The organism is Nostoc sp., assembly GCF_036917975.1.
GTDB lineage: Bacteria > Cyanobacteriota > Cyanobacteriia > Cyanobacteriales > Nostocaceae > Nostoc.
The window spans coordinates 70,438-96,273 of sequence record NZ_JBALEJ010000030.1 but is presented as its reverse complement, the minus strand read 5'-3'; the positions used below and the strand labels follow the sequence as shown (position 1 = coordinate 96,273).

At 42.6% G+C, this 25,836-nt stretch carries 19 protein-coding genes; 10 read left to right on the top strand and 9 right to left on the bottom strand.

The genetic code is table 11. The features are described from left to right. The first annotated feature begins 8 nt into the window (after positions 1-8). From V7K76_RS14135 to V7K76_RS14105, 7 genes are all read left to right on the top strand, one after another. Positions 9-1,400 (top strand): serine/threonine-protein kinase, encoded by a 1,392-nt coding sequence (locus V7K76_RS14135; protein ID WP_334779085.1) that lies wholly within the window; start codon positions 9-11, stop codon positions 1,398-1,400. Between the two features lie 26 nt (positions 1,401-1,426). Then, positions 1,427-2,476, top strand: coding sequence for a substrate-binding domain-containing protein (locus V7K76_RS14130; protein ID WP_334779084.1), 1,050 nt, complete (start codon positions 1,427-1,429; stop codon positions 2,474-2,476). Positions 2,477-2,629: 153 nt separating this feature from the next. Continuing rightward, positions 2,630-4,030, top strand: a complete 1,401-nt coding sequence (locus tag V7K76_RS14125; protein WP_334779083.1) for an ABC transporter substrate-binding protein — start codon at positions 2,630-2,632, stop codon at positions 4,028-4,030. Positions 4,031-4,744: 714 nt separating this feature from the next. Next, positions 4,745-5,392, top strand: a complete 648-nt coding sequence (locus tag V7K76_RS14120; protein WP_334779082.1) for a PEP-CTERM sorting domain-containing protein — start codon at positions 4,745-4,747, stop codon at positions 5,390-5,392. Between the two features lie 172 nt (positions 5,393-5,564). Further along, positions 5,565-7,619 (top strand): phospholipase C, encoded by a 2,055-nt coding sequence (locus V7K76_RS14115; protein ID WP_334779080.1) that lies wholly within the window; start codon positions 5,565-5,567, stop codon positions 7,617-7,619. Positions 7,620-7,791: 172 nt separating this feature from the next. Next, positions 7,792-8,769, top strand: coding sequence for a hypothetical protein (locus V7K76_RS14110; RefSeq protein WP_334779079.1), 978 nt, complete (start codon positions 7,792-7,794; stop codon positions 8,767-8,769). Between the two features lie 329 nt (positions 8,770-9,098). Further along, complete coding sequence (locus V7K76_RS14105; RefSeq protein ID WP_334779078.1) at positions 9,099-10,145, top strand: PstS family phosphate ABC transporter substrate-binding protein; 1,047 nt, start codon at positions 9,099-9,101, stop codon at positions 10,143-10,145. 79 nt (positions 10,146-10,224) lie between these two features. Here V7K76_RS14105 and V7K76_RS14100 read toward each other — a convergent pair whose 3' ends face one another. Next, positions 10,225-10,944: a Crp/Fnr family transcriptional regulator gene (locus V7K76_RS14100; RefSeq protein WP_334779106.1), complete on the bottom strand. Its 720-nt coding sequence runs from the start codon at positions 10,942-10,944 to the stop codon at positions 10,225-10,227. Positions 10,945-11,471: 527 nt separating this feature from the next. Here V7K76_RS14100 and V7K76_RS14095 point away from each other — a divergent pair. Then, positions 11,472-12,206 carry a DALR anticodon-binding domain-containing protein gene (locus V7K76_RS14095; RefSeq protein WP_334779077.1) on the top strand — a complete coding sequence of 245 codons (735 nt, stop codon included), beginning with the start codon at positions 11,472-11,474 and terminating at the stop codon, positions 12,204-12,206. A 180-nt stretch (positions 12,207-12,386) separates the two neighbouring features. On the opposite strand, the gene V7K76_RS14090 is transcribed toward V7K76_RS14095, so the two are convergent. Further along, positions 12,387-13,256 (bottom strand): Cof-type HAD-IIB family hydrolase, encoded by an 870-nt coding sequence (locus tag V7K76_RS14090; protein ID WP_334779076.1) that lies wholly within the window; start codon positions 13,254-13,256, stop codon positions 12,387-12,389. Between the two features lie 453 nt (positions 13,257-13,709). Next, positions 13,710-14,408: a PEP-CTERM sorting domain-containing protein gene (locus V7K76_RS14085; RefSeq protein WP_334779075.1), complete on the bottom strand. Its 699-nt coding sequence runs from the start codon at positions 14,406-14,408 to the stop codon at positions 13,710-13,712. Positions 14,409-15,115: 707 nt separating this feature from the next. On the opposite strand from V7K76_RS14085, the gene polA reads away from it, so the two are divergent. Together polA and V7K76_RS14075 are read left to right on the top strand one after the other, a co-directional pair. Continuing rightward, entirely contained in the window at positions 15,116-18,061 is a 2,946-nt protein-coding gene (gene polA, locus V7K76_RS14080) for a DNA polymerase I (protein WP_334779074.1), read from the top strand. 95 nt (positions 18,062-18,156) lie between these two features. Next, the gene (locus V7K76_RS14075) at positions 18,157-19,080 is read left to right on the top strand and encodes an ABC transporter substrate-binding protein (protein ID WP_334779073.1); all 924 of its coding nucleotides are present in this window, start codon (positions 18,157-18,159) and stop codon (positions 19,078-19,080) included. Positions 19,081-19,266: 186 nt separating this feature from the next. Here the strand turns inward: V7K76_RS14075 and V7K76_RS14070 are convergent, their stop codons facing one another. The 6 genes from V7K76_RS14070 to V7K76_RS14045 form a co-directional block, all read right to left on the bottom strand. After that, positions 19,267-19,704, bottom strand: a complete 438-nt coding sequence (locus V7K76_RS14070) for a hypothetical protein (RefSeq protein WP_334779072.1) — start codon at positions 19,702-19,704, stop codon at positions 19,267-19,269. 12 nt (positions 19,705-19,716) lie between these two features. Beyond that, positions 19,717-21,129, bottom strand: a complete 1,413-nt coding sequence (locus V7K76_RS14065; protein ID WP_334779071.1) for an amidase — start codon at positions 21,127-21,129, stop codon at positions 19,717-19,719. 252 nt (positions 21,130-21,381) lie between these two features. Then, positions 21,382-22,350: an FTR1 family iron permease gene (locus V7K76_RS14060; RefSeq protein WP_334779070.1), complete on the bottom strand. Its 969-nt coding sequence runs from the start codon at positions 22,348-22,350 to the stop codon at positions 21,382-21,384. A 156-nt stretch (positions 22,351-22,506) separates the two neighbouring features. Continuing rightward, on the bottom strand, positions 22,507-22,941 hold the full coding sequence (locus V7K76_RS14055) for a ferritin-like domain-containing protein (protein WP_181929404.1): 435 nt from the start codon (positions 22,939-22,941) through the stop codon (positions 22,507-22,509). Positions 22,942-23,127: 186 nt separating this feature from the next. Next, complete coding sequence (locus tag V7K76_RS14050) at positions 23,128-24,165, bottom strand: helix-hairpin-helix domain-containing protein (RefSeq protein ID WP_334779069.1); 1,038 nt, start codon at positions 24,163-24,165, stop codon at positions 23,128-23,130. A gap of 198 nt (positions 24,166-24,363) precedes the next feature. Continuing rightward, positions 24,364-25,389: a multicopper oxidase domain-containing protein gene (locus tag V7K76_RS14045; RefSeq protein ID WP_334779068.1), complete on the bottom strand. Its 1,026-nt coding sequence runs from the start codon at positions 25,387-25,389 to the stop codon at positions 24,364-24,366. Positions 25,390-25,836: the final 447 nt, after the last annotated feature.

Genomic DNA, 25,836 nt, shown 5'->3' with positions numbered 1-25,836 from the left:
TCACGAAAATGGAAGTTTACTGCACTCGTCCACGTTGTCCACGCCCACAAAACTATTTTGCCGATTTAGACGATATTACGACACTGAAAACAACTCAGCAGAAGTATTGCACTACCTGTGGTATGCCACTGATGCTAGATGGTCGATACGTGCCAACAAAGCTATTGGGAAGGGGCGGTTTTGGAGCAGCCTTTTTGGCACGCGATCGCCGAATACCAGGAATGCGTCAATGCGTGGTTAAGCAGTTTCAACCAGCAGGAAATTTAACCTCAACTCAGCTGCAACAAGCACAGTTAATGTTTGAGAGAGAAGCAGAAGTTTTAGCACAGCTTGGTAACGACCACGAGCAAATTCCTGATTTATTTGCCTTCTTTCCAGTAATAGTTAATAGCTTGCAATCAGGACTAGAAGACCAATTTTTTTACTTGGTGCAAGAATACATTGATGGGCAAAACCTAGAGGAAGAATTAGTTCAACAGGGCAAATTCTCTGAACAGCAAGTGTTACAGGTATTGCAAGAAATCCTGAAAGTATTAGAGTTTGTCCATGACAGAGGCATTATCCACAGAGATATCAAACCTTCAAACATCATGCGTCGTCGTGATGGTAAACTTTTCTTACTAGATTTTGGTGCAGTCAAGCAAGTAACAAACGCTGCTTCTGCGGCTTCTTCCACAGGAATTTATTCTATGGGATTTGCACCGCCTGAACAGATGACTGGAGGTCAAGTATTTCCATCTACGGACTTATACGCTTTAGCTGTCACTCTGATTACCTTGTTAACACATCAGGAAGCAATTCAACTATTTGATGCCTATAGCAACCAGTGGAAATGGCGATCGCAAGTAAATATCAACCCCCGTCTTGCTGACATTTTCGATAAAATGCTGCTACCTGCTGCTAATCAGCGCTTCCAGTCAGCCCAGGAAGTTCTACGTGCCCTTAACTCACAGGCTTTAGCACCGACACAACTTAATTCACCCTCTGCAACACTCCCGCCACAAGCATCCAAAGGTTCCAGTATTTTCGCCCGCCGTTCATCAACTCAACCAGCATTTTCTACATTGGAATTGTTGGGTGGGGCGGCATTTAGTGGATTTGAGGGTGCATTAATCGCGATCGCCCTCTTCAGTCTAGTAAAATCAACAATAATTGTTTTTACTATTTCCGCCCTGATTTTAGGTATACTAATTTTTGCCCAAACTAGGCGGTGGATTGAAAAGTTCGATTTATTAATTATTCCCACAATTACTTTTGCGATTATTTTTTTTCTCCCATTTTTACGGGGTGGTCTTGACATTGTGCCGGTGGTTATTTTAGCCGTTGCAGCTGGCTTAGTAGCTATTTCACTGACAGCCATATTTCGACTTATTTATAAATTATTATCTCTCCTACTTTAAAAACTCCTGGTGCTAACAGCTACATAATGTCTCAGAAAAACGAAACACTTAGTCTTTTTTTAGCCATTTTCATCACCATTGGTTTAATCTTTGGTGGTCTATGGTTTCTTATGGAACGGTGGGCGCAATTAAACGGAAATGTTTCTAAAGCTTCAGGGAATAGCAACACAGGTAATCCCATAAACCAGTTTGTCAACAACAATAGATGTAATGTGCCAAATCTCCCAGAGGGAACATTTAACTATGGTGGTAGTACAACCTGGGCACCCATTCGTAAAGATGTAGACTCAGTATTAGAAAGCCTGTGCCCTCAGTTTACTTTACGCTATACTCAACCTCCTTCAGTCCAAGCCGGCTCTGGAACTGGGATTCGGATGTTGATAGATAATCAACTAGCTTTTTCTCAATCTTCTCGCTCAGTGAAAGCTGAAGAAAATACCGAAGCTAAACAAAAAGAATTTAGTTTGAAAGAAATTCCGGTGGCCATTGATGGTATAGCGATCGCAGTTAACCAAAATCTCAATATCCCAGGTTTAACTGTCGCTCAACTCAAAGACATCTACACAGGTAAGATTACTAATTGGCAACAGGTGGGTGGCCCAAATTTACCAATTACAGCCTACTCTCGCAGTCAACAAGCTGGGGGTACAGTAGAGTTTTTTGTGGAAAATGTTTTAAATAAAGAGAATTTTGCTGCCAACATTAGTTACATTGGTACGACCACAGAAGCCGTGCGAAAAGTAGCAATAAATACTGGCGCAATTTACTATGCTTCTGCCTCAGAGATTGTACCCCAGTGTACGATTAAGTCTCTACCATTAGGGCGGATAAGCGGTCAATTTGTGCCTCCCTACCAAGAACCATTTATACCTCAATCTGAATGCCCAAGTAAGCGTAATCAGTTGAATACTAAAGTATTTCGGAGTGGAGACTACGCAATTACCCGCAATTTATTTGTAATTGTTAAACAGAATGGTCAAAGAGATCAGCAAGCTGGGGAAGCTTATGCAAATTGGCTTCTGACACCCCAAGGTCAAGAACTGATCGAAAAAGCTGGATTTGTCAGAATTAAATGATCAAAATGGTTAGATTTAGCCAAATAATTAAATTAGGACTTATGCAAAAACTCTTATTGACTCCGTGTTCTCTATGTCTGGAGTAGTTAGTTTTTTATCTTAATCTATAAGTTCTACAAATAATAAACATTTTTACTTCATTCAAACTTGTTCATGTCACAAAAGAATGAAATCAAAATTTTAGCCTTGAGTTTGCTGCTAACAGTTGGCATAGTTGGCGGTGGTGTTTGGTTGTTTACTAAAAACTCTGGGGTCAAAATTGGTAATACTGCCATTCCAAATCAGGACGCAGGTAACAATACATCCTTACAAGACCGCATTAGTTTTGGGGAAAAATCCTTGACTCCAGGTGACATTTCTCCAGTGAAAAAAGAAGGAGTACAGGCGATCGCTGCTAAAAGTTATGATCAGGCGATCGCTAATTTCACTGCTGCCCTAAAACTCAACCGTAACGATCCAGAAGCATTAATTTTTCTTAACAATGCCCGCATCGGTTCTTCTAAGAGCTATACCATTGTGGCCTCTGTACCATTTGGCACTGATCCCAATACTTCTTTAGAAATTTTACGTGGCATCGCCCAAGCCCAAAATGAAGTTAATACCTCTGGGGGAATCAAGGGAGTACGGTTGAGAATAGGGATAGCTAACGACGACGAAAATCCAGAAATAGCCAAGCAAATCGCTTCTAACCTAGTCAGCAATTCCGAAGTATTAGGTGTAGTTGGGCCGAATACTAGCGATTCTACCTTAGCCGCAGGTACTATCTATAATTCTGGAGAACTTGTAGCAATTTCTCCTACCAGCACATCTGTCAAAATTTCTAACTTTAGCCGCTATGTTTTTCGCACGGTTCCCAGTGATTTTATGGCTGCGAGAAGTTTAGCTAACTATATGGTGAAAACTTTGCAGAAAAAAAATGCAGTGGTTTTCTTTAATTCTCAAAGTAATTATAGCCAGTCTTTAAAGTCAGAGTTTGTCTCATCTGTTTCTCTAGAGGGTGGACAAGTATCCAGCGAATTTGATTTATCCAAGGCTGATTTTAGTGCAGCTAAAAGTGTAGAACAAGCAACTAAACAAGGTGCAGAAGTGTTGATGTTAGCTGCTAATACTGAAACTCTGGATAAAGCGTTGCAAGTAATTCAGATTAATCAGAAAAAATTAACTCTGCTGGCGGGAGATGATGTTTACACTGCTAAAACTTTAGAAATTGGCAGAGAGCAAGCTGCGGGAATGGTAGTGGCAGTTCCCTGGCATATTGATGGCGATCCCAAGTCAGATTTTCCTCAGAAATCGCGGCATCTATGGGGTGCTGATGTGAGTTGGCGAAGCGCCCTTAGTTATGATGCCACTGTCTCTTTAATTAAGTCATTAGAACGTAATCCGACGCGATTAGGAGTCCAAGAAGCATTGGCGTCCTCTGATTTTTCTGCTAACGGCGCTTCTGGTACAATTCGGTTTTTAGCATCAGGCGATCGCAATGCGCCAGTCCAACTTGTAAAAATTGTTCCTGGTTCTCGCTCTGGTATTGGTTATGACTTTGAACCAGTACGTTAATCACCAATAACAATTCAAAATTCAAAACATTTTGCCTACGGCACGCTATGCGAACAGACTGGGATTTAAACCCCAACTGAAACTGATACTACGCATAGAGATAGCTGGCTTAAACCCCAATACGGTTCGGTTAAGGCAAGAGACGCGATAAATCGCCGTCTCTACAAAGGAATAATTATTGTAAAGACGGCGATTTATCGCGTCTTTGCGGTCTAGGGCGTGTCATCAAAAAACCTTATCCGAACCGTATTGCCTTAGAGGATGTTTAAAAAGTTTTGAGCGAATATAATTCGCAGACAAAATCAAGTTCTTCAACCCACGGAGGTGGGTAAAGTCTCGTGTAGCCGCGATTTCTAATCGCCAGGGCTGGTATTAAATTAGACTTTTCAAACAGCCTCTTAAACCCTTCAATTTACGATAAATTTTGCTTTTTCTTAACTTGTCATTAATTTTCAGGTAAGAAAATACAAAAGTGGAGATTTTGAGCAACTGGTGAGGTGGGAGTAACTACCGAAACTAGAAGGCTAATGGATAAGTGGTTTAATAGCTTGTCCCTTGTGGGGAAAATCAAGAATAATTTGATGTGATAAAAATTGTATCAAATTATAGGTGCAGTCATTTCTGGATTTTTCTTTATACCTTCAAGCCTAGCCATAGGAGTCTCTTCACTTTGGCATTATTTTCGGTGTGCAAAAAGCACACTTAACTAAAACTATGGGCAAAAATATTAAGACCCAACTTATGCTGAGTGCAACACCTCTAAGAAGGCTATCGCAAGCAACTGCCACCGCAGCAGTTGGTTTTGCTATACTTGCAGCCATTGGCACAAATCCTGCCCAAGCTGTAGATTTGAAAACATTTAATATTTCAGGAGATTTTGCTCCTGCGCCTCTTGATGGTTCAGTAGGGCTACCTGTGAATTTAGCAAATGCCTCTTTTAATGGAACTTACACAGTAGATGTAGATCAATTACCCGCTTCTAATTCTTTTGTCGATTTGGCAAATTGGACAGTGAACTTAGTCAAAGACAATACTGTTTTACGAACATTATCCAACAGTTTAGCTGGTAATACAGCTTACATTCAAGAGAACATACTTTCTTTTTCAGACGCAGGTTTATTGACAGGCAAAAACAATAACTTGTACAGTTTGGAACTGGATTTTGACGGCAATTTCACAGGTACAGGTAGTACTAATAATGGCAAATTTTTGGACAACAGTGACCTTGGAAGTGTCCAAAGTTCGGGACTTATTGCCGTTACTTTCGCTAAAAGTGAGCCTGTTCCTGAACCTCAAACCCTTGCCGGAACAGTAGTTGTTGCTACTATCGGTTTGTCGCTAAAAAGAAAGCAAAAAGCTTAAATAACAGCATAATTTTGCTAATCTTCAACGGTGTTAATTTTTTCTAAATTTCGTAACCAATAAAGCACGGCGTAACCAAAATACCTATTCTCAATCAATCAAATGTTTGCGGTATATGACTGAAGTCCGCATAGCGATATTAGCTCGATAGAAATTGCTAAGGAGATGTGCTTTGAGACGATTTACGAAGTTCTATTTTGCTCTAACATTCTTGCTGCTTCCGTCCTTAATCGTCCCGGCGAGCGCGGAGGATTCCTCTCCACGGGAAGTTTCGCAACCAAAATCAACCATTACGACCCAGCCAGATGCAACGCCAGACGTGGCGCGATATTTAAACGATCCAGGCAGGGAACCCCAGCTACCACCGAAGTTACTCACAAGGCTGCTTCAGGAGCGGATCAAGTACGTCTTCGTAATTTTTAACGAGAACCACTCCTTCGACAACGAGTATGGCACATTACCTGGTGTGAACGGACTCTACTCAGATGGACAAAAGCCTCGTAACTCAGAGAAAACGCCGGGCTTCACCCAGACCTACACGGATGCTAGCGGCGCAACCGTTACAGTTCAGCCATTCCGAATCGGAGCTGAACAGAACGCCAGCGCCGTTGACAGCGTTGACCACTCACACACTGGACTAGCAACCAAGATCCATGTTGTGGACGGCAAACCACAGATGGATCAGTTCGTCTACGACGAGTACACGCGCTTCGCGTCGAAGGGTGGAGCCGCCAACATTGCTGAAGGCAAGCAGTTCGCGCGTCTTGTCATGTCGCACATCGACTGCGACACCATTCCGTTCTTCTGGAAGTGGGCTAGTCGCTTCACGGTCTTTGACAATATTTTTGCAACTGAAGACACACCCTCAACCCCGAATGCAGTGGCAATGCTCGCAGGGCAGGCGGGTGAAACGCAATGGGTCAAGCACGGTGCGAGTGGCCAATCCTACACTGTAGGTAGTCACACTGGCACGACGCAGGGAGTACCCCTGGTCAATGACCCACAGCCCTTTTATGGCTCCCAGTTCGACACAACGACAGATAACAAGCAACCTGCTGGTACGAAAGAGAGCTACGCTGATAACAACATCTCCTCGAACCTGACCTTCGCCAGTCTGCCACTCACCTTCCAGGGGCGCGATATTCGGTCAGTCTTGGCTGGTAACAGGAATCCTTTATTCGATCTAGCCGACATCCAACAGGATATTCCCTATATCCACCAACTCCAGACTGAGCCTGTGAATTGGCGCTGGTATCAAGAAGGCTACGATCTCGAACCGACCGATACCAACGGTATTGCTTCCCACAATGCCTATGTCACCCATCACAACGGCGCACAGTATTTCGGCTATATTGCCAACACGCCGCAGGTGAGCAAAAATCTTCGGGGGCTGAATGACTTTTTTAGCGACATCGCCAACAATACCCTACCCAAAAGCGGCGTGTTCTACATTCGTGGCGGCTACACGAACCAGCAAGGTCTGAAGCCGCCGATCACCAACCCCAATACCCCTGCGGATGAAATCGCTGCGATTAATGCCGCGAAGTCAGGTGATGACGACCATCCAGGCTATACCGATCGCCAACTCAGTGAGGGGATGGCAGCTAGGGCAATTAATGCGATCGCGTCAAATCCGAAAATCTGGCAGCAGAGTGCCATCATCATTACCTACGACGAGTCTGATGGCTTCTACGACCATGTTCCACCAAGGATTTTGTCCTATGGCCCTGATGGATTGCCACTCTCCCGTGGTGTCCGTGTACCGCTAATCCTCATCTCACCTTATGCCCGGACGCACGCCGTCTCCCACGTCGAGGGCGACCACAACTCGGTGATCGAGACAATCAACACGATCTTTGGTTTGCCTGCCCTTGCCAGCTTGCCTGATGAGGCACAGGCACTCGCTGCTGGCAACTCCCCAGAGTTCAACAAATTCGGCCCGCCAGGATTCCACCAGAAGTACCTCGGCCCACGGGACATCAATTCGCCAATTACCGACAGCTTACTGTCAGGCTTCGATCCCAAACGCTTACTGGGTGTATCGCCACCACTACCAGCCTCCTTTGCGAAGATTCCAGATAGTGTTGTGAACACACTACCGCACTACGGCGGTGAAGGCTGCCGCGCCATCGGAATCACGCCGGAGGACAAGCGCCAGGGAATCGTCAACAACATCCCCAAGGGTTTCAACGCGCTACCAAGCACTTATCCAGCCGCTAACCCTTAAAAACAAAGATGGATAGGGCACACTACCCCATCCATCTTTCAACCCAAGACACCTTTTGATTGCACTAAGTAAAGAAATGAATAAGATTTGGTTGGGGTCTCAATCCCCAATCCCCAATCCCCAATCCCCAATCCCCAGTCCCCCGTTTTTCGACATTCCTTGAGGATAATTCATGCGTTTTCTGTTAATCTTCCTGACTCTGTTTGGTGTCTGCTGCTCGATTTCCGACGCTCAGGCGGGTTCCGTCATCAAACGTGTGAAGGAACGCAATGTGGTTCGCTGTGGCAGTGTTGAGCGGACAGGTCTAGCAACTCAAGCCGAGGCAGGTGGCTGGAGTGGTCTAAATGTCGATATCTGTCGTGCGATCGCTGCCGCCGTGCTGGGATCTCCTGACCGGATCGAATATCACGAGTATGAGACACAGAAGGACTTCGACGCGGTGCGTAACCAACAGGATGACGTATTCTTTCTTACAGGATCGGAGATTGAGGAGCAAAAACTAGCTGGTAAGTTGCTGCCTGGCCCGACTATCTTCGTAGAATCGAATGCGGTGATGGTGGCATCCACCTCGGCTGCACACCACGTCAGCGATCTGGCCGGAGAAAGCATCTGCTTTATGATTGGCAGTCCGGTTGAGCGGAGCCTCACGGCTTACTTCGGTGCGCTCCACAAAAACTGGTTCCGTCGCCCGTTCTCTGAGGATGGGGAAATGATTGATACATACAACGTGCAAAATTGCCATGCCATTGTTGGCGAGATTACGACCCTTGCAAATATCCGCCTCGACCCTGGGGTAAACCAATTATCGAGCCGCATCCTTCCAGAGCCACTGACGACCTTTCCGGTGATTGCCGCGACTGGAACCGAGGATGGCCAGTGGTCAGCGATCGTCGCCTGGACTGTACATACATTAATCAACGCAGAGAGAACGGAAACACGCTGGTATGCGGGCGGTGCTGGGGCAATGCCGATCTCCGCACCAGATTTAGGTCTGGATAAGGATTGGCAGCGCCGCGTTCTTGGATCTGTAGGCAACTATGGCGATATCTTTGATCGCCATCTGGGGAAAGGCTCTCTACTCAAGCTCGATCGCGGATTAAATACGAACCATTTCCAGGGAGGACTTCTTCTGAGTCCGTTCCTTGAGTAATTTCAACCAAGTTAATAGAGGTATAAAACAGGAGTCAGAATTCAGAATTCAGAATTGGTGAATACTCTATCCATAAAGGGATAGAGTTTTAAGGCGAGAATATTTTAATTTTTTTCGCCCACCATTCCACTCGCTTTTAACCAATATTCATTACCGACTCGTACAGAATTCATACGCTCATTCTGACCGGAGCAACGGAAACGTCTCCGGCTCCGCTCCTGAGTTCTGAATTCTTCTTATAAAACACCCATCGTCCAAATACAATCTCAAGTAGCAAGAACCTATCCAGCCAGCCACTTATTATTGAATGGACGCAGGGGGAATTTACTATGTCTCAAAAAAATGAAATACCTATTCTTGTATTATCCATCCTAATCACCGTCGGGCTAGTAGCTGGCGGCTTTTGGTGGTTCAGCAGAAAGTCTGGTTTGGAGCTAAATACAGTTAATTCTGGTAGCACAAACAAGCCCCAAGCCACATCAGGAAAACCTAGCGGCGGGACTTTCTCTTTAGTAAAAGATGTTCCTACAGGATTATTCAATTACGGAGGTAGTACATCTTGGGCACCAATTCGACTAGTAGTTGATCCAGCAATCCAGGCCGCGCGGCCAGAGTTGCGGCTGCGCTATGTCGAACCTAGCAATGCTTCTCCTGGTTCTGGTACTGGCATTCAGTCCCTAATAGACGGTCAACTAGCTTTTGCCCAGTCCTCCCGACCAGTTCTAGATCAGGAATTAAGCCGTGCCCAGCAGCGTGGGTTTAGTTTAAAACAAATTCCTGTGGCAATTGATGGTTTAGCGATCGCGGTTAATCCCAACTTGAATATCCCAGGACTAACGGTAGACCAGTTAAAGTCAATTTACACAGGCAAAATCAATAATTGGAGCCAGGTGGGCGGCCCCAATATCCCGATTAAGCCCTATTCCCGCCGCATTGCTGATGGCGGTACGGTTGAGCTTTTTGTCCAAGACATCTTGGGTGGTCAAGCTTTCAGCCCGAATGTGGAATTTATCTCCACAACCACCCAAGCCTTGCAAAAATTGGCTGGTAGTCCTGCCAGTATCTACTACGCTTCTGCCCCAGAGGTGATTCCTCAATGTTCAATCAAAGCCTTGCCGTTGGGGCGGACGCAAGGACAATACATTGCACCATACCAAGAACCTTCTGTCCTCCCGTCTGAATGTCCTCGGAAACGGAACAAATTGAACATTGATGCTTTCCAATCAGGAAAATACCCGATTACCCGCAATCTGTTTGTGGTGGTCAAACAGAATGGTCAGACTGAGCAGCAAGCAGGTGTCGCTTACGCCAACTTACTGCTGACTGAGCAAGGACAGGAATTAATTAGCCAAGCTGGGTTTGTCAAAATTCGCTGACTCTTGCGATCGCTTCGGTTGGGGCGTAGCCCATCGCACTCAAGACAGAGTGGCGGAAATCGCCGCTCTGAACTGTGCTTTAACCAGCTCTATTAATCGACTCTGCTGGCAAGCAAATGAGGTTATCGCCTTGAGTCAGGATTAAACCACGTTGACGCAGCTTACCCATCAAGCGGGTGACGGTAACACGAGTGGAACCAATCGCGCTACCAATTTGGGCATGGGTGAGGGGGAAGGGCAGAGCATAGCCGCGAATCACATCAGGATCAGTGTCGCTCATTGCTGGCTCTCCATATTCCTCAATTAACAATGTGAGAAATCCTAAAAGTCGGTCAATTGTGCGGCGTTGTCCCAAGGCACTCAACCACAGCAGCTTACGCTGGTGCTGATACCTAAAGGCATCCATAACTTCGCGACGGAAGTGAGGCCAATTGTCTAAATCGTGCCAGTACATCCACAGCACCGCAGTTTGATCAACATGGGCGTAAGCCTGGAGTGTGAATGGTGATTGAGCAACAATTTCAAATGGCTGTCCCGCTCCCACAAAACCCAAGAACGCTTCTTCTGGGGTTCTGTTGATTCGTCGAGACGTTAGCTGACTAGCAGTCGCACTAACTTGTGCGGTTCCTACCATGCGGATCGCACCCCTTTGCACCAAATACAGCAATCCAGGCCGGGCTGGAATGCGCTCATCTTTGCTAAAGGTGCGGCAGCGGTAGTGTTCTTGAGCCCAGTCAAGAATGCGTTGCCAAGTCAGAAAAGGCCGTGATGCCTCAGAAAAGGAGGATTGAGATTGCATAGGTAACAAAGAGCGTTCGGCTGAAGACAAAGACATAAACAAAAGGGTGCAAGGAGTGTCTTTGTGTTGACGAGGCAGGCTTAACGCCTAACAAGCGCCAGCCAATCCAAAGAATAGAAAGCAAATTAACTCTCTACTCTTTTGTTATACTTCCTACTGTACAATGATGGTAGTAAAGATTACTTACTATTCATCGATTATTCATCAAATTTTATCCTCTTCTCATTTTTCTTCATCTTAATTAAATTTATACCGCAAGCTAGATGACAGAAATGTAACAAATATATCTTACATGACTATTTAAATAAAATTACGTGCATTATAGATTACCAATTAGCAAATATAAGTCAATAAAACAGCTATTGTACAGTCATTTAATAAAATCAATAAGTATTGATACTTATAAACCCGAAAATATATGCATAAAAGATGAAAAAATTCCTCTATATAAAGGTAGAGATGATAATAGAGTTTTATACACCTCAAGTGTGTCCTTGCGACTATCAAAATCTCAGAATCGAAAAGCGATGGAGCTTGCCAGTGCGATCGCTTCTGATTTATCAGGGATTTGTGAGGACGTTTTTAGCATCCAAGTAGTTCCGCCTGGTTGGATGCATTTTGAATTAACTCACTCAACCTTAGCGACTTGGTTACAAAATCTCGTAGTTGGGAGTTTGAAAGAAGCAGGGGAGCAGGGGAGCAGGGAGCGGGGAGCGAGGGGAGAAATCAATTCAAAATTCAAAATTCAAAATTCAAAATTAAAGAACTTCTGCCTTCTGCCTCCTGCCTCCTCTTTCCCAATGCCCAATTCCCTATTCCCTATTCAATATGCCCATGCACGCTGCTGTTCGCTAGTGCTTCTGGCTCATCGAGAGGGATTGATTAAATTTAGAGAACCGGTTCCAAATACTAGTCCAGATTTTTGGGATGTTATCTTTCCCAACCCCATACCTTGGCTTAATTGTGACGGGACATTGCGGCTAAATCACCCAGATGAGCGTCGTCTAATTGACGAATTAATACAAGTGGTAGATAACATAGAGTGCCCTGATGTTAGTGGTTCTGTGAAATGGGAAAAAGTAGCCCTGAATTTGAGCCAAGCTTTTGAAAAGTTTTGGTCTAATTGCCGGATTTGGGGTGAGGTGAAAATTACATCACCAGAGCTAGCCCAAGCCAGACTCGGATTGCTCATGGCTACTCAGTCAGTATTAAGATATGTTCTAGAGGAAAACTTGCGGGTTTTTGCGCCCTTGGAGTTATAAATGGGTAATCTGGCTTAGGCAAAAATAAAAACTTTTTATATAGCTATTGACTCAATGCACCACCTCGGCTACATTAGCAGGAGTGTGAGGAGCGAACCAGCTAGGGCACCGAGACGAAACACGGCCAGTCGTCGGTGTCCTTTCTGATTTATATGGATTAGGTTTGAAAAAATACCTTCACTACAGCAAAAACTTTTCAATTGCTACTGCTGCCCCATCTTCTTCTACGCTAGGAGCTACCCACTGTGCGATCGCTTGCACTGCTGCTGGTGCGTTACCCATAGCGACACCAAGTCCAACATATTCCAGCATTTCCACATCATTGAAGTTATCGCCAATGGCCATCACGTTGGCTAGCTGTAATCCCAACAACTCTTCAGCTAGGTAACGTACAGCAGTCCCCTTGTTTACAGAAGCGTTAGTTGCTTCAAAAAAAGTAGCTACAGATGTTGTTAAGTAAAGTTCGGCGGGTGTGTACTGACGGCGTAAATTTCCTAATAGCTTGTCGATTACGTCAGTGTCATCAGATAAAGCAAGAATTTTTGTTGGTTCATTCGTTAAGGCTTGGCGCAAATCACCTACGGGAATTGGGATCACACCAGAACGTTCTGCATAAATTTGGGTTTCTTTCGTTAACTCACGGACGTATAGCTGATCGTTGATATAAAAGTGGACAGACAAAAGCGATCGCAACTCAGGTTGTTCAAAATAGTCGATTAATTGGTAGGCGATTTCCCTGGAAACAACCCAATGGCGATGAATTTTTTGGGTGATTGGGTCTTGAATCCAGGCTCCTTGATAGGCCATTAATGGTAAGGTAGAGCCGATGTCTTGATGAAAGCGTAAAGCTGAACGATACATTCGACCTGTTGCGATCGCCACTTGAATTCCTCGTGCTTGCGCTGCCACAATAGCTTGCTTGACACCTGTACTGATGGTGTTAGAGTGTCCGGCGATCGTGCCATCTATATCCAAAACTAGTAGTTTAATGTCTTTTGCAGCAGCCTGGTAATCGGTAGATGCCAAATGAGTAGCAGATGCTTTCTGCATAATTTCCTAGATTTTAAGTTCCAGTAAGAGGTTAACAGGGTCTAACGACCAGTGGGGAGTAATAACAAAAATTGGGTTCTCTACTCAACTTAAATTTTTATAACATAAGGATGCGGAATCACAAGATTTTAGATTCCTATATAGGACTCATATTTGATTTTTGAACAAAACTCAGTACACCTTTATTCCTTCTTCCCAGTCCCCAGTCCCCAGTCCCCAGTCCCCAGTCCCCAGTCCCCAGTCCCTAGTCCCTTACCTCTACGAGTAATTCAGAAATCAAATCAGATTGCTATAGTATTTTTTAAATATTGTTCAAAATTGCTCAAAATTCTGGATATTAATCATAACAAAAAACCCCAATTATCGAAAAAATTGGGGTTTTTAATTTAAATTAGAGAGCTTGACGGATAGAAAGGATGGAAAAAACCGATTATTCCAGAAAGTCTATGAATTTTACCCTTTTATCCAACTTTTTTTGCGTTGTGACAACAGACAAAGCCCAGCAATTAAACCAACTCCAAGTGTAGCAGAGGGTTCAGGTATTGATTTAACATCATCGTAGTCATAAGTTACTTTGATATTTGCTTTGGCAAGTGTTTGAACATAAGCTGCTATGTTGCCCGAACCTGAAACTACTGAATTGGCTGTAGCTGAAAACAAAAAGTCTATGTTGCTATTACCAATGAAAGACTGCAATAATTGGGTATCAGTGAAAGACTGAGTACCAGATTTTGTGGCAGTTAGTCCGGAAACAGTCTTTCCAGATGTACCACCAAAATCAATGGTGTTGTCAAATTGACCAACTTCGTAACTGAAGCTATTTTGTGGATTGAGTGCAAATAAAGACTGATTATTTAGTTTTAAGGCGAGTTGACTGGCAAGGTTTACTGTCACCGGACTTGAAGTATTACCTGTGTTTTCAAAACCTGCATTTCCAAGTATGTCGCCAGTAAATCCTATCGTTACACCCTTGAGAGTGCCTAAAGACGAGTTAAATTGTTGGATGCTCAAAGGTGCATCAACGATATTTGTCAATTTATAATCAAGGGAACTAGTGTACGAGAGAGAGGCTGCATTAGCTAGTCCAGAAGTTGCAGCTATTCCTGCCAAAGTTGTCGCAGCTGCGAGAGTGTTCAATAATTTTGTTTTCATGATGAAAGATTTTTTCTAAAACGAATCATTACGGGATTACTAATACCAATTTCATGTGAAGCTGCACTAAATGAGTAACTCTCTATTCTTGGCGCTCTTCTCTTCGAGACGCTGCGCGTTGGCGGAGCCTCTCGTAGAGAAGGCGTACTTGGCGGTTCGTTTAATATTCTATGCATCTTCATACAAAATTGGTATAACTTACTTTCTAACTCTGAAACTTTACTTGTAGGCTTGATAAATATACGTAACTTTATGTAAAGCTTTTATATTCAAGTCCCTTCGGAAAGTATAGTTCATGATCGGTACATATAAAGTTTTATTAAAGAAGAGAGGCTTTGATAGTGGTAGTCTTATATCGAAATACGAAGTTAGTGTTTGTGGTTCCTGAGAAGTAAGCTAGGCCTATCTAATTAAACATAAAAGGCTCAGGAGTATAGATCCCCGATTTCTGCAGAGAAGTTGGGGATCTGGTTACTATGTTGATACTCACGTACTTAATTAGGGTAGTATCCCTGGTAAAAGTTGGTTCTACTGGGCTTCCGTACTAAAACTGTATATACTTAGGTTTTTTAATACATAAAATTACACACAGAGTTATTTATAAAGTAATTTGTACTGAATAAAGTACGTTATTATCGCCAAAGCCAAGCTGAACTAGCATCGGAAATTGCTAACTATGTGACAAAGCTTCTGGCTAAAATAGGGCTATGTCTGAAACTTTCACTTCTGTAACTACAACACGCCCCACGTTCATCCTCGTCGATGGACACTCGCTGGCCTATCGTTCATACTTTGCTTTCGCCAAAGGGCGAGATGGAGGACTACGTACCAAAACGGGGATTCCGACAAGTATATGTTTTGGCTTTGTGAAGTGCCTGCTAGAGGTAATGGCAACACAACAGCCTCAAGCAATGGCGATCGCTTTTGATTTGGCTGAGGCAACTTTTCGCCACGAAGCCGATGAGACTTATAAAGCTGATCGCCCGGAAACGCCAGAAGACTTTATTCCCGACTTAGAAAACCTCCATGAGTTGCTGAATGGCTTCAATCTACCCTTTTTCACTGCCCCTGGTTTTGAGGCTGATGATGTTTTGGGAACCTTAGCACAGCGAGTAACTGCGGCTGGCTATAGAGTGAAGATTCTGACTGGCGATCGCGATTTATTTCAACTGATCGATTCTGACAAAGAAATCACTGTTCTGAATTTTAGTCCAGATGCCCTAAAGCGCTCTACAAATAGCATCACAGAATTTGAAGCAGAACAAGTCAAAGAGAAGATGGGCGTTTTACCTTCACAAATTATTGATTTCAAAGCTCTTTGTGGTGATAAATCAGATAATATTCCTGGTGTCAAGGGAATTGGGGAAAAAACAGCAGTACAACTGCTAAATACCTATGGTTCACTTGAAAATGTTTATGCTGCGTTAGATGAAATTAAAGGTGCAACTCAGAAAAGACTAGCAGAGGGTAAAGAAGATGCCGAGAAGTCTCGCTATTTGGCAACTATAGTTTTAGATGTTCCTATAGAATTTAATTTAGAAGATTGTAAATTAAAAGGGTTTGATACAAGTGTTTTATCACCAATTTTAGAAAAATTAGAATTCAAGTCTTTTTTAGGCAGGATAAACGACCTTCAGCAGCGTTTTGGCGGCAAAGTTGAAGAAAAACAAGAAGCAAAAATAGACGCAAGTAATACTAACTCTGCTAACTCAGAATTCAGCGCTGATGAAGATAATGATTTGTGGTTTTTTAGTGCTAGTGATACAGCCGCAGTTCCACAACAATCTACTTCCCCAATTACACCACGCATTATTAACACCGAAACCAAATTAACTGAGTTAGTGAAACTTTTGCAAAAATTCACTAATCTAGAAACACCCGTTGCTTGGGATACTGAAACCACCGCTTTAGAACCAAGAGATGCTGAATTAGTAGGAATTGGTTGCTGTTGGGGAACGCAACCAGATGAAGTCGCCTATATTCCTGTGGGACACAAAACTGGGGAAAATTTGCATAAAGATTTGGTGCTAGAAGCATTACGCCCAATTCTCGAAAGTACTGATTATCCCAAAGCTTTACAAAATGCCAAATTTGACCGCTTAGTTCTCAGGTGTCAAGGAATTAATTTGGCGGGTGTAGTGTTTGATCCGATGCTAGCAAGTTACATTTTAAATCCCGATTCAAGTCATAATTTGATGGATTTGTCGCAGCGATATTTGGGATTGACGGCTAAAAGTTATTTAGATTTAGTTCCTAAAGGCAAAACCATCGCTGATATAGATATTCCCGCCGTAGCAGATTACTGTGGGATGGATGCTTATTCTACCTTTGGTTTAGTGGCGAAATTGCGTGAGGATCTGGAGAAAATTCCGTCTTTGTCTAAGCTGTTAGCAGAAGTGGAACAGCCACTAGAAGCAGTTTTAGCCGAAATGGAATACACAGGTGTTCGCATTAATTCAGCTTATTTACAAGAACTTTCGCAGCATTTAGAAACAGAGTTAGCCAGGTTAAAAGAGGAAGCAACTGAAATAGCTGGGGAAAATTTTAACTTGGGTTCTCCTAAACAATTAAGTCAAATCTTGTTTGAAAAATTGGGGTTAAGTACTAGACATTCTCGTAAAATTCAAACAGGATTCTCTACAGACGCAGCAACTCTCGAAAGACTTCAAGAAGATGATAACACTGGATTTGTTGAGGCGATAATTGAGTATCGCACCCTATCTAAATTAAAGTCTACTTATGTTGATGCCTTACCTGCATTGGTGCGTCCAGATACCCAGCGAGTGCATACCGATTTTAATCAAGCAGCAACATCAACGGGTAGGTTATCTTCTTCTAATCCGAATTTGCAAAATATCCCTATTCGTACAGCTTTTAGTCGCCAAATTCGGAAGGCCTTTTTGCCTGAAGCTGGTTGGTTAATGGTGGCTGCTGATTACTCACAAATTGAATTGCGGATTTTGGCTCATTTAAGTCAAGAGCCGATATTAGTGCAAGCATATCAGCAAAATGAAGATGTTCATACTGTTACCGCGCGTTTAGTTTTTGAAAAAGAAAATATCACCTCAGAAGAACGAGGAATGGCAAAAACTATCAATTTTGGCGTGATTTATGGAATGGGTTCTCTCAGGTTTTCGCGTTCAACTGGGATAGATAAAAACATTGCCAACGAGTTCATTAAGCGGTTTAATGAACGATATCCCAAAGTTTTTGCATATTTAGAGCGAGTGAAAAAAGAAGCGATCGCACTTGGTTATGTAGAAACTATTTTCGGTCGCCGTCGTTATTTTGACTTTACTAATAACAGTTTACGCAAATTAAAAGGTAGTAACCCTGAAGATATCGATTTGAGTAAATTGAAGAATTTGGGTGCTTACGATGCGGGTTTATTACGCTCTGCGGCTAATGCACCAATTCAAGGTTCTAATGCTGATATTATCAAAATCGCAATGGTGAGATTGCATGAGGTTTTAAAGAACTATCAGGCGCGCTTGTTGTTGCAAGTTCATGATGAATTAGTGTTTGAAATTCCTCCTAATGAGTGGGAAGAATTACAACTACAAATTAAATCGGTGATGGAAAATGCAGTGCAGTTGAGTGTGCCTTTGCTTGTGGAGGCGCGTGTTGGTGACAATTGGATGGAGACGAAGTAAGTTTAACAGGGGATTGGGTGTAGCCGCGACTTCTAGTCGCCAGGGCTTTACAAACATTCTGTTATACCATTCTTAGTTATATAAGGAATTTTAATATGTATCGTCGTTGGCTCTTATCTGCTTTAGCCATTTTGTTGAGTATAGTTTTAGTTGCTTGCACCACTGCAAATACTCAGCAACCACAAACCAAAGTGGAAAATAGCACTGAGGCGACTAACACGAACTCTCAACAATTATCAAAAGACTCGGCAAAAAGAGTTGTTGCTCTTTCTTCTCTTTCTGCTGATATTATCTCTCGACTTGATCAAACAAAAATTGTCGGAATTACTGGTAGTAAACTATTTAAGAATGACTCAAGATTTAAGGATATTCCCCGCGTTAGTGAAGGTCAAAGTCCGCCAAATTTAGAGAAAGTGGTAGCACTCAAACCAGATTTAGTTATTGGTGCTGAAGGTTTTTCTAACATTCCAATTCAAAAACTTCAGCAGCTAGGAATTGCGACTTTGCTCACTAAGGTCAATAGCTGGGAATCTCTAGAAGAACTTACTAAAAAACTCGCTGTATTAATTAATGCCGATCCTCAGCCTTTGTTAAATCGTTATAAAACTTTTTTGCCACATAAGCCAACTCAGAGTCCTTCTACTCTAGCGCTGGTTAGTCGTCAACCAATTTTAGCGCCAAATAAAAATAGTTGGGCAGGGGATTTGCTGGCGAAGTTTCAGGCGAAAAACATAGCCGCAGATTTACAAGGAAAAAGCCCAGTTGGCGGCTATGTGACACTTTCGGCTGAGAAAGTTTTAGAAGCAAATCCAGAGGTGATAATTTTAGTTAATCCTCCACAAGGAAATTCGGAAGCGGCGCTTTTAGATTCTTTGAAAAAGGAGGCTTTTTGGCAGCAATTGCAAGCAACTAAAAATAACCGAGTTTATGTGTTTGATTATTTTGGTTTGGTGAATCCAGGTAGTATAGATGCAATTGAAAAGGCTTGTCAGCAGCTTAAGCAAGCGTTGTTTGCATAGGGCACTTACAATACGGTTCAGTTAAGGCTAAAACTCTTTGTCAAATCCAATTTTTTAACGAACCGCAAAGGACGCAAAGGACACAAAGAAAGAAAGAAAGAAAGAAAGAAAGAAAGAAAGAAAGAAAGAAAGAAATAATTTAAAAGGGTTTGGCGCAGCCTCACAAAGAAATGGTATAAAAACTAGTTATTTACAGTGTTGTTGAAGAAGAGATACAGCTAATTCAAAACTATTAGGTTGAGTTTGCACTGCATAGGCTTCTCTTTCTAAATCTTGCCGTTTGACATCAGTATAACGTCTAAAAAATGGTCGGGCGTAATTGATTGGTTGAATGTTTAAACCTAAAGTTTTTATTTTTCCTTTTCCGGCACATACCTGTGCTGCATGAACAGTTTCATGGATTAGTGTTTGAGTCCCAATATGTAACTCAAACACTACGGGATTAATCCAGATTTTTTTGTCAGCTTCTCTTAGTAACCCATAAGCTCCTCGCTTTGGTGGCAGTGCAATGATTACCTGAAACCCTTTCTTTTCTAATTGATTTTTTAAATCTAAAAATTTTGACTCTAGATTGGGTATTTGAGAAAGCAGTAGTAAAGAATTTAATATAAAAATTTTGCTCACTGCCTTTTTTAATTACTTCAAAACATTTCTATTCAATTCTAATGGCATGATGAAAGGAGAAACGCTTTCATAAGCTTTAGCTGCTTGCAGTACCAGTAAATCTTTATATTTCGCAGCAACAATTTGTATCCCTACAGGTAAACCATTTGTAGTGAAGCCACAAGGTACAGACGCAGCAGGTTGTTGTGTGAGATTAAAAGGATAGGTAAAAGGTGCCCAATCGCGTTGCGGATTGTCAATAGATGATTGGGGTCTGTTTTGTCCAACCGGAAAAGCAACTGTAGGTAAGGTGGGAGTAATTAATAAATCATAATTTTCATGAAAGCGTTGCATTTGTCGTCCCAATGCTTCACGAGCATCTTGGGCGCTAAGATATTCTGCTAGGGTGATGCGATCGCCTTCTTTGCCAATTGAGAGCAAGCCTTCTTCAATGAGAGCTTGTTGTTCTGGACTAAAGCCGCGCACTAACTTGGCTGCACCAGCTTGCCAGAAGGTTTGAAAAATACTGCGGGGATTTGCAAAACCAGGATCGACTTCTTCAACAACAGCACCAAGTTTGGCAAAAATATCAACTGCGGCTTTAACTAAGGCAGCGACTTCTGGATCGACATCAGCGTAGCCAAAGTTAGGACTGTAAGCAATCCGCAGTTCCGCAACACCTTTATCTAAATCAACAGTGTAGTCCTGTTTGTCATCTGATAAAGCATACCAATCCCGCACATCAGGATGGGCAATAACATTCATCATGACTGCGGCATCGGTGACGGTGCGAACTAGAACGCCAATATGAAACAAAGTTCCTGTATGGGCTGATGGATAGCCAGCAACACGCCCAAAAGTGGGTTTCAAACCAAACACTCCGGTTAAGGCTGCTGGCGATCTGGACGAGCCGCCGCCATCTGTACCGAGATGGAGTGTTCCCATTCCCAATGCAGCAGCAACAGCTGCCCCACCACTACTGCCTCCAGGAGTCAAATCTGTATTCCAAGGATTGCGAGTAATCCCAGTCAGGGGGCTATCGGTTACACCCTTCCAACCAAACTCTGAGGTTGTGGTTTTTCCTAGTAGTACTGCTCCTTGTTCGCGCAAACGAGCCACCGCCGGGGCATCTTCTGGCCAAGGTTGATTGGAAGTAATCGCTTTACTGCCTCGTCGGGTTGGCAAACCCTTAGTTAAGAGTAAATCTTTGACGGTAAAGGGTATACCATCCACCAAGCCAAGGGGATTTCCATTCAGCCAACGTACCTCGGAAGCCTCTGCTTCAGCAAGAGCGGTTTTTTTATCAACGATCGCAAATGCATTAACTTGGCTATTGTAAGTATTAATCCGCTCTAGGGCAGCTTTGGTTGCTTCTGTTGGTGACAACTGGCGATCGCGATATAGCGACAAAAGCTTAGAAGCGGAGAAATCAGCAATCTCTGACATATTTAGGATTGAAAAATGATGTTGTGATCAATTCTTGGTTAAATAAATCCGGTATAACTATCAACTTACCGTAGTTTGTCTCACAACTCAATCTTCAAACCAGTGCTGGATGATAAGCCAATACGCTTGGGTTTTCGAGACGCGATAAATCGCCGTCTCTACAAGTGTTTTGTTGCTGATTCTGAACTATATTGGATGATTTGCGATCGCAAAAGCGATTCCCAGTCTCAGACTGGGAATGAGGCAAAAATCTTAATCTTTTGTAGAACTAATTGGTTTTTGACCAAAGGGGATATTCTTTTTAACTTCAGGAGAAGCACCCCCAAGGCTGCGGAAATACAGTCCTCCAATGGTGAGTAAAAATGTCACATATCCCACTGCTTGCACAAGATAGAGATTGTCTCTGTAGCCAAATAAAGATTTGAGAATAATGCCAGGAAACTGTTCGTCAGGCAAGATTGTGGAAGTATTGGAAACCATTGGCCCCAAAATACAGGAGTGGACTTTTGTAAAACGTTCGTAATAAAAACAAAGGTTTTCTGTGGCACGACTGCTCAAGGCAAGGTTCGCTACAGCTTCGTCAAAGTGTTTCAAGGCCGAAACTACCAACCCAGCGACAATCAACACTAATAAAACGCCCATTACCTGGAAAAACTGGCGGATGTTAATTTTGACACCCCATTTAAATAGCAGTACTCCAATGGCAGATGCTATTACCAAACCAGCAATAGCGCCCAAGGCTGGCATTAATCCCTGTTGAAAATTAGCTGCAACGAAGAGAACAGTTTCAAAGCCTTCGCGGACAACGGCAATTAAAATTAAGGTAAAAACACCCCAGCCAGCATTTGAGTTTTGTGTCAGCGCTTCTGTTACTGCTCCCTCAACTGTCGCTTTCATGAATCTGGCTTGTTTAGTCATCCAGATTAGCATCCAACTGAGCATTGCGATCGCTAATACACTAAACACACCTTCTAGTGCTGGCTCAACTACAGTGGTGTATTGAGGATTCGCGGCTCCCAGTATTTGAATTAACCAACTGAATAGCACACCTATTAAGGCACTGACGACAATACCAACGCCAACACCAGCATATACCCAAGAGTTGAGTCGGGATTGTTTCGCTTTTTTCAGCAAAGCTAGCACAATGCCAACAACAAGGGCAGCTTCCACCCCTTCTCGGAGCGTTATGACAAAAGTAGGTAGAGCAGTACTAAAATTCATTTTTTGTCCTTTGTTTTTTGTCCTTTGTCATTAGTCTCTAGCCAATAACCAATAGATATCTCCAGAAATTAATGATGTTTTATAAAGAACTGTTGTAGAGACGTAGCAGTGCTACGTCTCTACATTTTTTCACAGATGTCTAATGACTAATGACTATTAACTAAAATCACGTAGCATCTTTTTCAATTCGAGATTATGCATCTCTTCTTGTCCAATCATACCGCGAGCGAATTCTTCAAGGTAAATGCTGGCATTTGTGACAGTTTCGAGCAATTTTTTATACAGTTCCAATGCCTTTTTTTCATGGGATAAGCTTTCTTCCAAGATATCCTTGACTTTATGCTGATAGGTTTCTTCCATTGGGGCGATTTTCAGGGAGGGATGGCCATCTAAACCGGTGAGAATTTCTCCCACTTGTTCGGCATGAAGTAAAGATTCACTTGCCTGTGCTTTGAAAAAAGCCACGATTGGAATGCGGTTAGGGCCAGTCACCATTAAAGAATAATGTGTGTAGCGCACTACCCCTGCTAGTTCAAATTCCATAATGGCGTTGAGCAGGTCAATGGTCTTTTTATGGTCAAGTTCTTGCATCAGTTGTTAGTTCAAGTAACGAATGGAAGGTAATTAGTTAGGAGTTAGGAGTTAGGAGTTGGAAGTTAGGAGTTAGTAGTTTGGTATTAATAACTCATAATTCATAACTCATAATTCATAACTCTTAACTCTTAACTCCTAACTATTTTAAACTCCTTAACCTATACTTACCATTAAATTAAAGTGTTATCGGTGTGCTTGGGTATTGGATTTATCAACCACTTTTTGAGAGTTTTCCTCAATGGTTTTCACTAGCTTGGTAACATCATTAGGAGTTTTAACTGCTTTTGCTGGTGGGATGGCGGCGGGCCAAACTTTTATTAATTCAGCAAAACTAGTGTCGATTACTTTGTGTGCTTCGGGATCTGCTTGAGCTACTTGGCTAGAAATTCCTTTGTATAAATCATTGGCGTAAACCACAAAACCACGGGAGTCTTGATACTCAATTGGTGCGGTTATCTTACCATCTGCGATCGCCGCGCGATATTCTGAGTTGGCTGAATCTAATAGTTCGTTAATTACCTGTAGTGTAAATCTTGGTTTTGAGCGTTGATCTGCTGGCAAAGCTGCGATCGCTCCATCAACTGCTTGCACAGAAGAAGTAAAATTAGTTGTAACTTTGCTATCTTTGGGACTAGATTTTACTAAATCTTGCAAACTCACTAATGTTGTCTTAAATTCTTTGACTTTGCGCTCATTAAGTTGATCTTCTACGTCAACGTAAATTTCTTCAACTGGATGTCCAATATGAGGTTCTGCCTGTTTTGACTGATTCTGATCTAGCAGTTCTCGTGCTACTAAAAGATGCCCTTTCATTAAGCCTAATTTCGACATATAGTCAACATCTTTTGCCTCACCTGTGAGTACCACTTCTTGAACACCAACTTGGTCTTTAATTTGGTCGAACTGCTCTTGAGTAATTACTTTTTTGGTAACTAAATCTTCTGGGCTACCATAAGGACGATTTGCCTGGATTTTGTTTGATAAAGCCGGAACACCTAGTTTGCCTTCAAATTTATCCAATTCTGACAATATAGCAGTGTTGATGTTAATTTTTTCTTTGCCACCGTGACCACTATGACTGTTATCACTTAATGCCTCTGTAGCTTGAGGGCTAGTAACTGGTGCTGAGGAATTTTCTGCGGTTGGTGTACTGTTACAGGAACTTAAGGTAACTATTGCCGCAGCTGCCACTGTTAAACAGATATAGCGAAATTTCATCATTTCTGTTCCTCGCACAATTTAAAAGGTATTGGTTCAAATGCTTCAAACTATTACTCAAAGGTAGTTTGTTTGACAAATTGTCATAGATTTTACTTTCGCATATAATGATATTTTTTATCAACTATTTGATTTAAAATTTTATTAATTACAAATTAAGTACCTTGTACTTAGCCTGAATAGAAATTACTATTTATTTTGTCATGAATTGTTAACAGTCTTTTGAGAGTTGCTCTGGGCAAGTACTTCAAATTGACCCATGCAGCCGTTTTCGGCGATCGCATCTTGATGAGGATGGAACATATACTTACCTGGATAGCGGAAAGCAAATTCTAAGATGTGCCTTTCTGCGACACCCATCGTAATCACATCTGCTTTCTCACTAGGAGTCATAGTCATGCCATAGCGATAGACATCAAAGAAGTTGGCGTGGAGATGAAAGGTAACAGCCGGATCGTATTCAATGATGTTGAGAACATACAGCCGAATCAACTGATCTTTGTAAATGCCAATGGGATGATGCATGTAATAGTGGGGCAGACCATTGAAGGCGTAATAATCGTTATGGCTATCATCATTCACGTCATATCCACCCATCACTAATACGATTTCATCAGCCGGGGGACGGGGAGTCGGTGGATCGATGATAAATATTCCGTACAGTCCCTTGGCAATGTGACGGGTGACTGGTTCAATATGGCAGTGGTATAAATGAACCCCATAAGGTTCAGCATCAAATTCGTAGATTGTGGCACTACCATTGCTAATTGGGCGAACACCATCCATTTCTGCTGGATGAACGCCATGAAAATGCAAAGAGTGGGAATGTCCCGCTTTGTTAAGAAATAGTACTCGGATGCGATCGCCTTGTTTTGCCCGTAGCGTTGGCCCTGGGATGCGACCGTTTAAATCCCAGATGTTATAAGAGACAGCACTATTGAGTTTTATGATGGAAGTACCAGCAGTTAACTGAAATTCTCGGATAGTCCGCCCATTTTCTTGCTTCACCGTCCCATAATCAAAATCCCTCAACATCTTCATCGGATTAGTAGCGTCATCTGGTGCTTCTATATTGAGTGGTGGCACTTTGACGGTTGACTTACCTTGTAGATTTAGCATCTGCCAAAGTCCAGCTGCACCAGTCACTCCAGCACCCGCTAGGCCCAGCTGCAATAATTGACGACGGCTCCAAGGTTTGCCGTTACCCAGAGCGAAGTTGTTGGGCATGAGATTTAGTTACGGTTAGCGCTAAAAAAGAATTGCAAATCTTTTGCAATTGCTTTTAAATATTAGAGGAATTAGTAATTATTGTCAATAATTTTTCAGTGCTGCAAAACTACTAGTTAAATTGTTAAATCTAGAGAAAAAGAGAATTTTTCTTTAAAAACTCTAGCCAATTTTCTTAAAAATTACAGCATCTATACAGAGACTACTGACTATCAATCAGCTTTTGAATTCTTTACAACGGACTTGGGCAATGCTGCGGAAATAGGCAGGTTATGCCAAAAATGAAATAGTCTTAGGACGTTTTAGAAGTAGATTTGGCTGGATTCAACAGCCGGAAATGCTAAGTAAGCGTACAGAATTAATTACAGTCATTGCGAGCGTTCGCGGAGCGTCTCGTTGGCGCAGCCTCTCGTAGAGAAGAGAAGCAATCCCAGCCGCAAGCGAATT

Coding starts and splice junctions, on each gene's coding strand:
- V7K76_RS14055 (WP_181929404.1), bottom strand. CDS start 22,941: ATGCAAGAACTTGACCATAAAAAGACCATTGACCTGCTCAACGCCATT.
- V7K76_RS14095 (WP_334779077.1), top strand. CDS start 11,472: ATGGAGCTTGCCAGTGCGATCGCTTCTGATTTATCAGGGATTTGTGAG.
- V7K76_RS14125 (WP_334779083.1), top strand. CDS start 2,630: ATGTCACAAAAGAATGAAATCAAAATTTTAGCCTTGAGTTTGCTGCTA.
- V7K76_RS14085 (WP_334779075.1), bottom strand. CDS start 14,408: ATGAAAACAAAATTATTGAACACTCTCGCAGCTGCGACAACTTTGGCA.
- polA (WP_334779074.1), top strand. CDS start 15,116: ATGTCTGAAACTTTCACTTCTGTAACTACAACACGCCCCACGTTCATC.
- V7K76_RS14075 (WP_334779073.1), top strand. CDS start 18,157: ATGTATCGTCGTTGGCTCTTATCTGCTTTAGCCATTTTGTTGAGTATA.
- V7K76_RS14100 (WP_334779106.1), bottom strand. CDS start 10,944: ATGCAATCTCAATCCTCCTTTTCTGAGGCATCACGGCCTTTTCTGACT.
- V7K76_RS14120 (WP_334779082.1), top strand. CDS start 4,745: ATGGGCAAAAATATTAAGACCCAACTTATGCTGAGTGCAACACCTCTA.
- V7K76_RS14090 (WP_334779076.1), bottom strand. CDS start 13,256: ATGCAGAAAGCATCTGCTACTCATTTGGCATCTACCGATTACCAGGCT.
- V7K76_RS14130 (WP_334779084.1), top strand. CDS start 1,427: ATGTCTCAGAAAAACGAAACACTTAGTCTTTTTTTAGCCATTTTCATC.
- V7K76_RS14065 (WP_334779071.1), bottom strand. CDS start 21,129: ATGTCAGAGATTGCTGATTTCTCCGCTTCTAAGCTTTTGTCGCTATAT.
- V7K76_RS14110 (WP_334779079.1), top strand. CDS start 7,792: ATGCGTTTTCTGTTAATCTTCCTGACTCTGTTTGGTGTCTGCTGCTCG.
- V7K76_RS14105 (WP_334779078.1), top strand. CDS start 9,099: ATGTCTCAAAAAAATGAAATACCTATTCTTGTATTATCCATCCTAATC.
- V7K76_RS14045 (WP_334779068.1), bottom strand. CDS start 25,389: ATGCCCAACAACTTCGCTCTGGGTAACGGCAAACCTTGGAGCCGTCGT.
- V7K76_RS14060 (WP_334779070.1), bottom strand. CDS start 22,350: ATGAATTTTAGTACTGCTCTACCTACTTTTGTCATAACGCTCCGAGAA.
- V7K76_RS14050 (WP_334779069.1), bottom strand. CDS start 24,165: ATGATGAAATTTCGCTATATCTGTTTAACAGTGGCAGCTGCGGCAATA.
- V7K76_RS14135 (WP_334779085.1), top strand. CDS start 9: ATGGAAGTTTACTGCACTCGTCCACGTTGTCCACGCCCACAAAACTAT.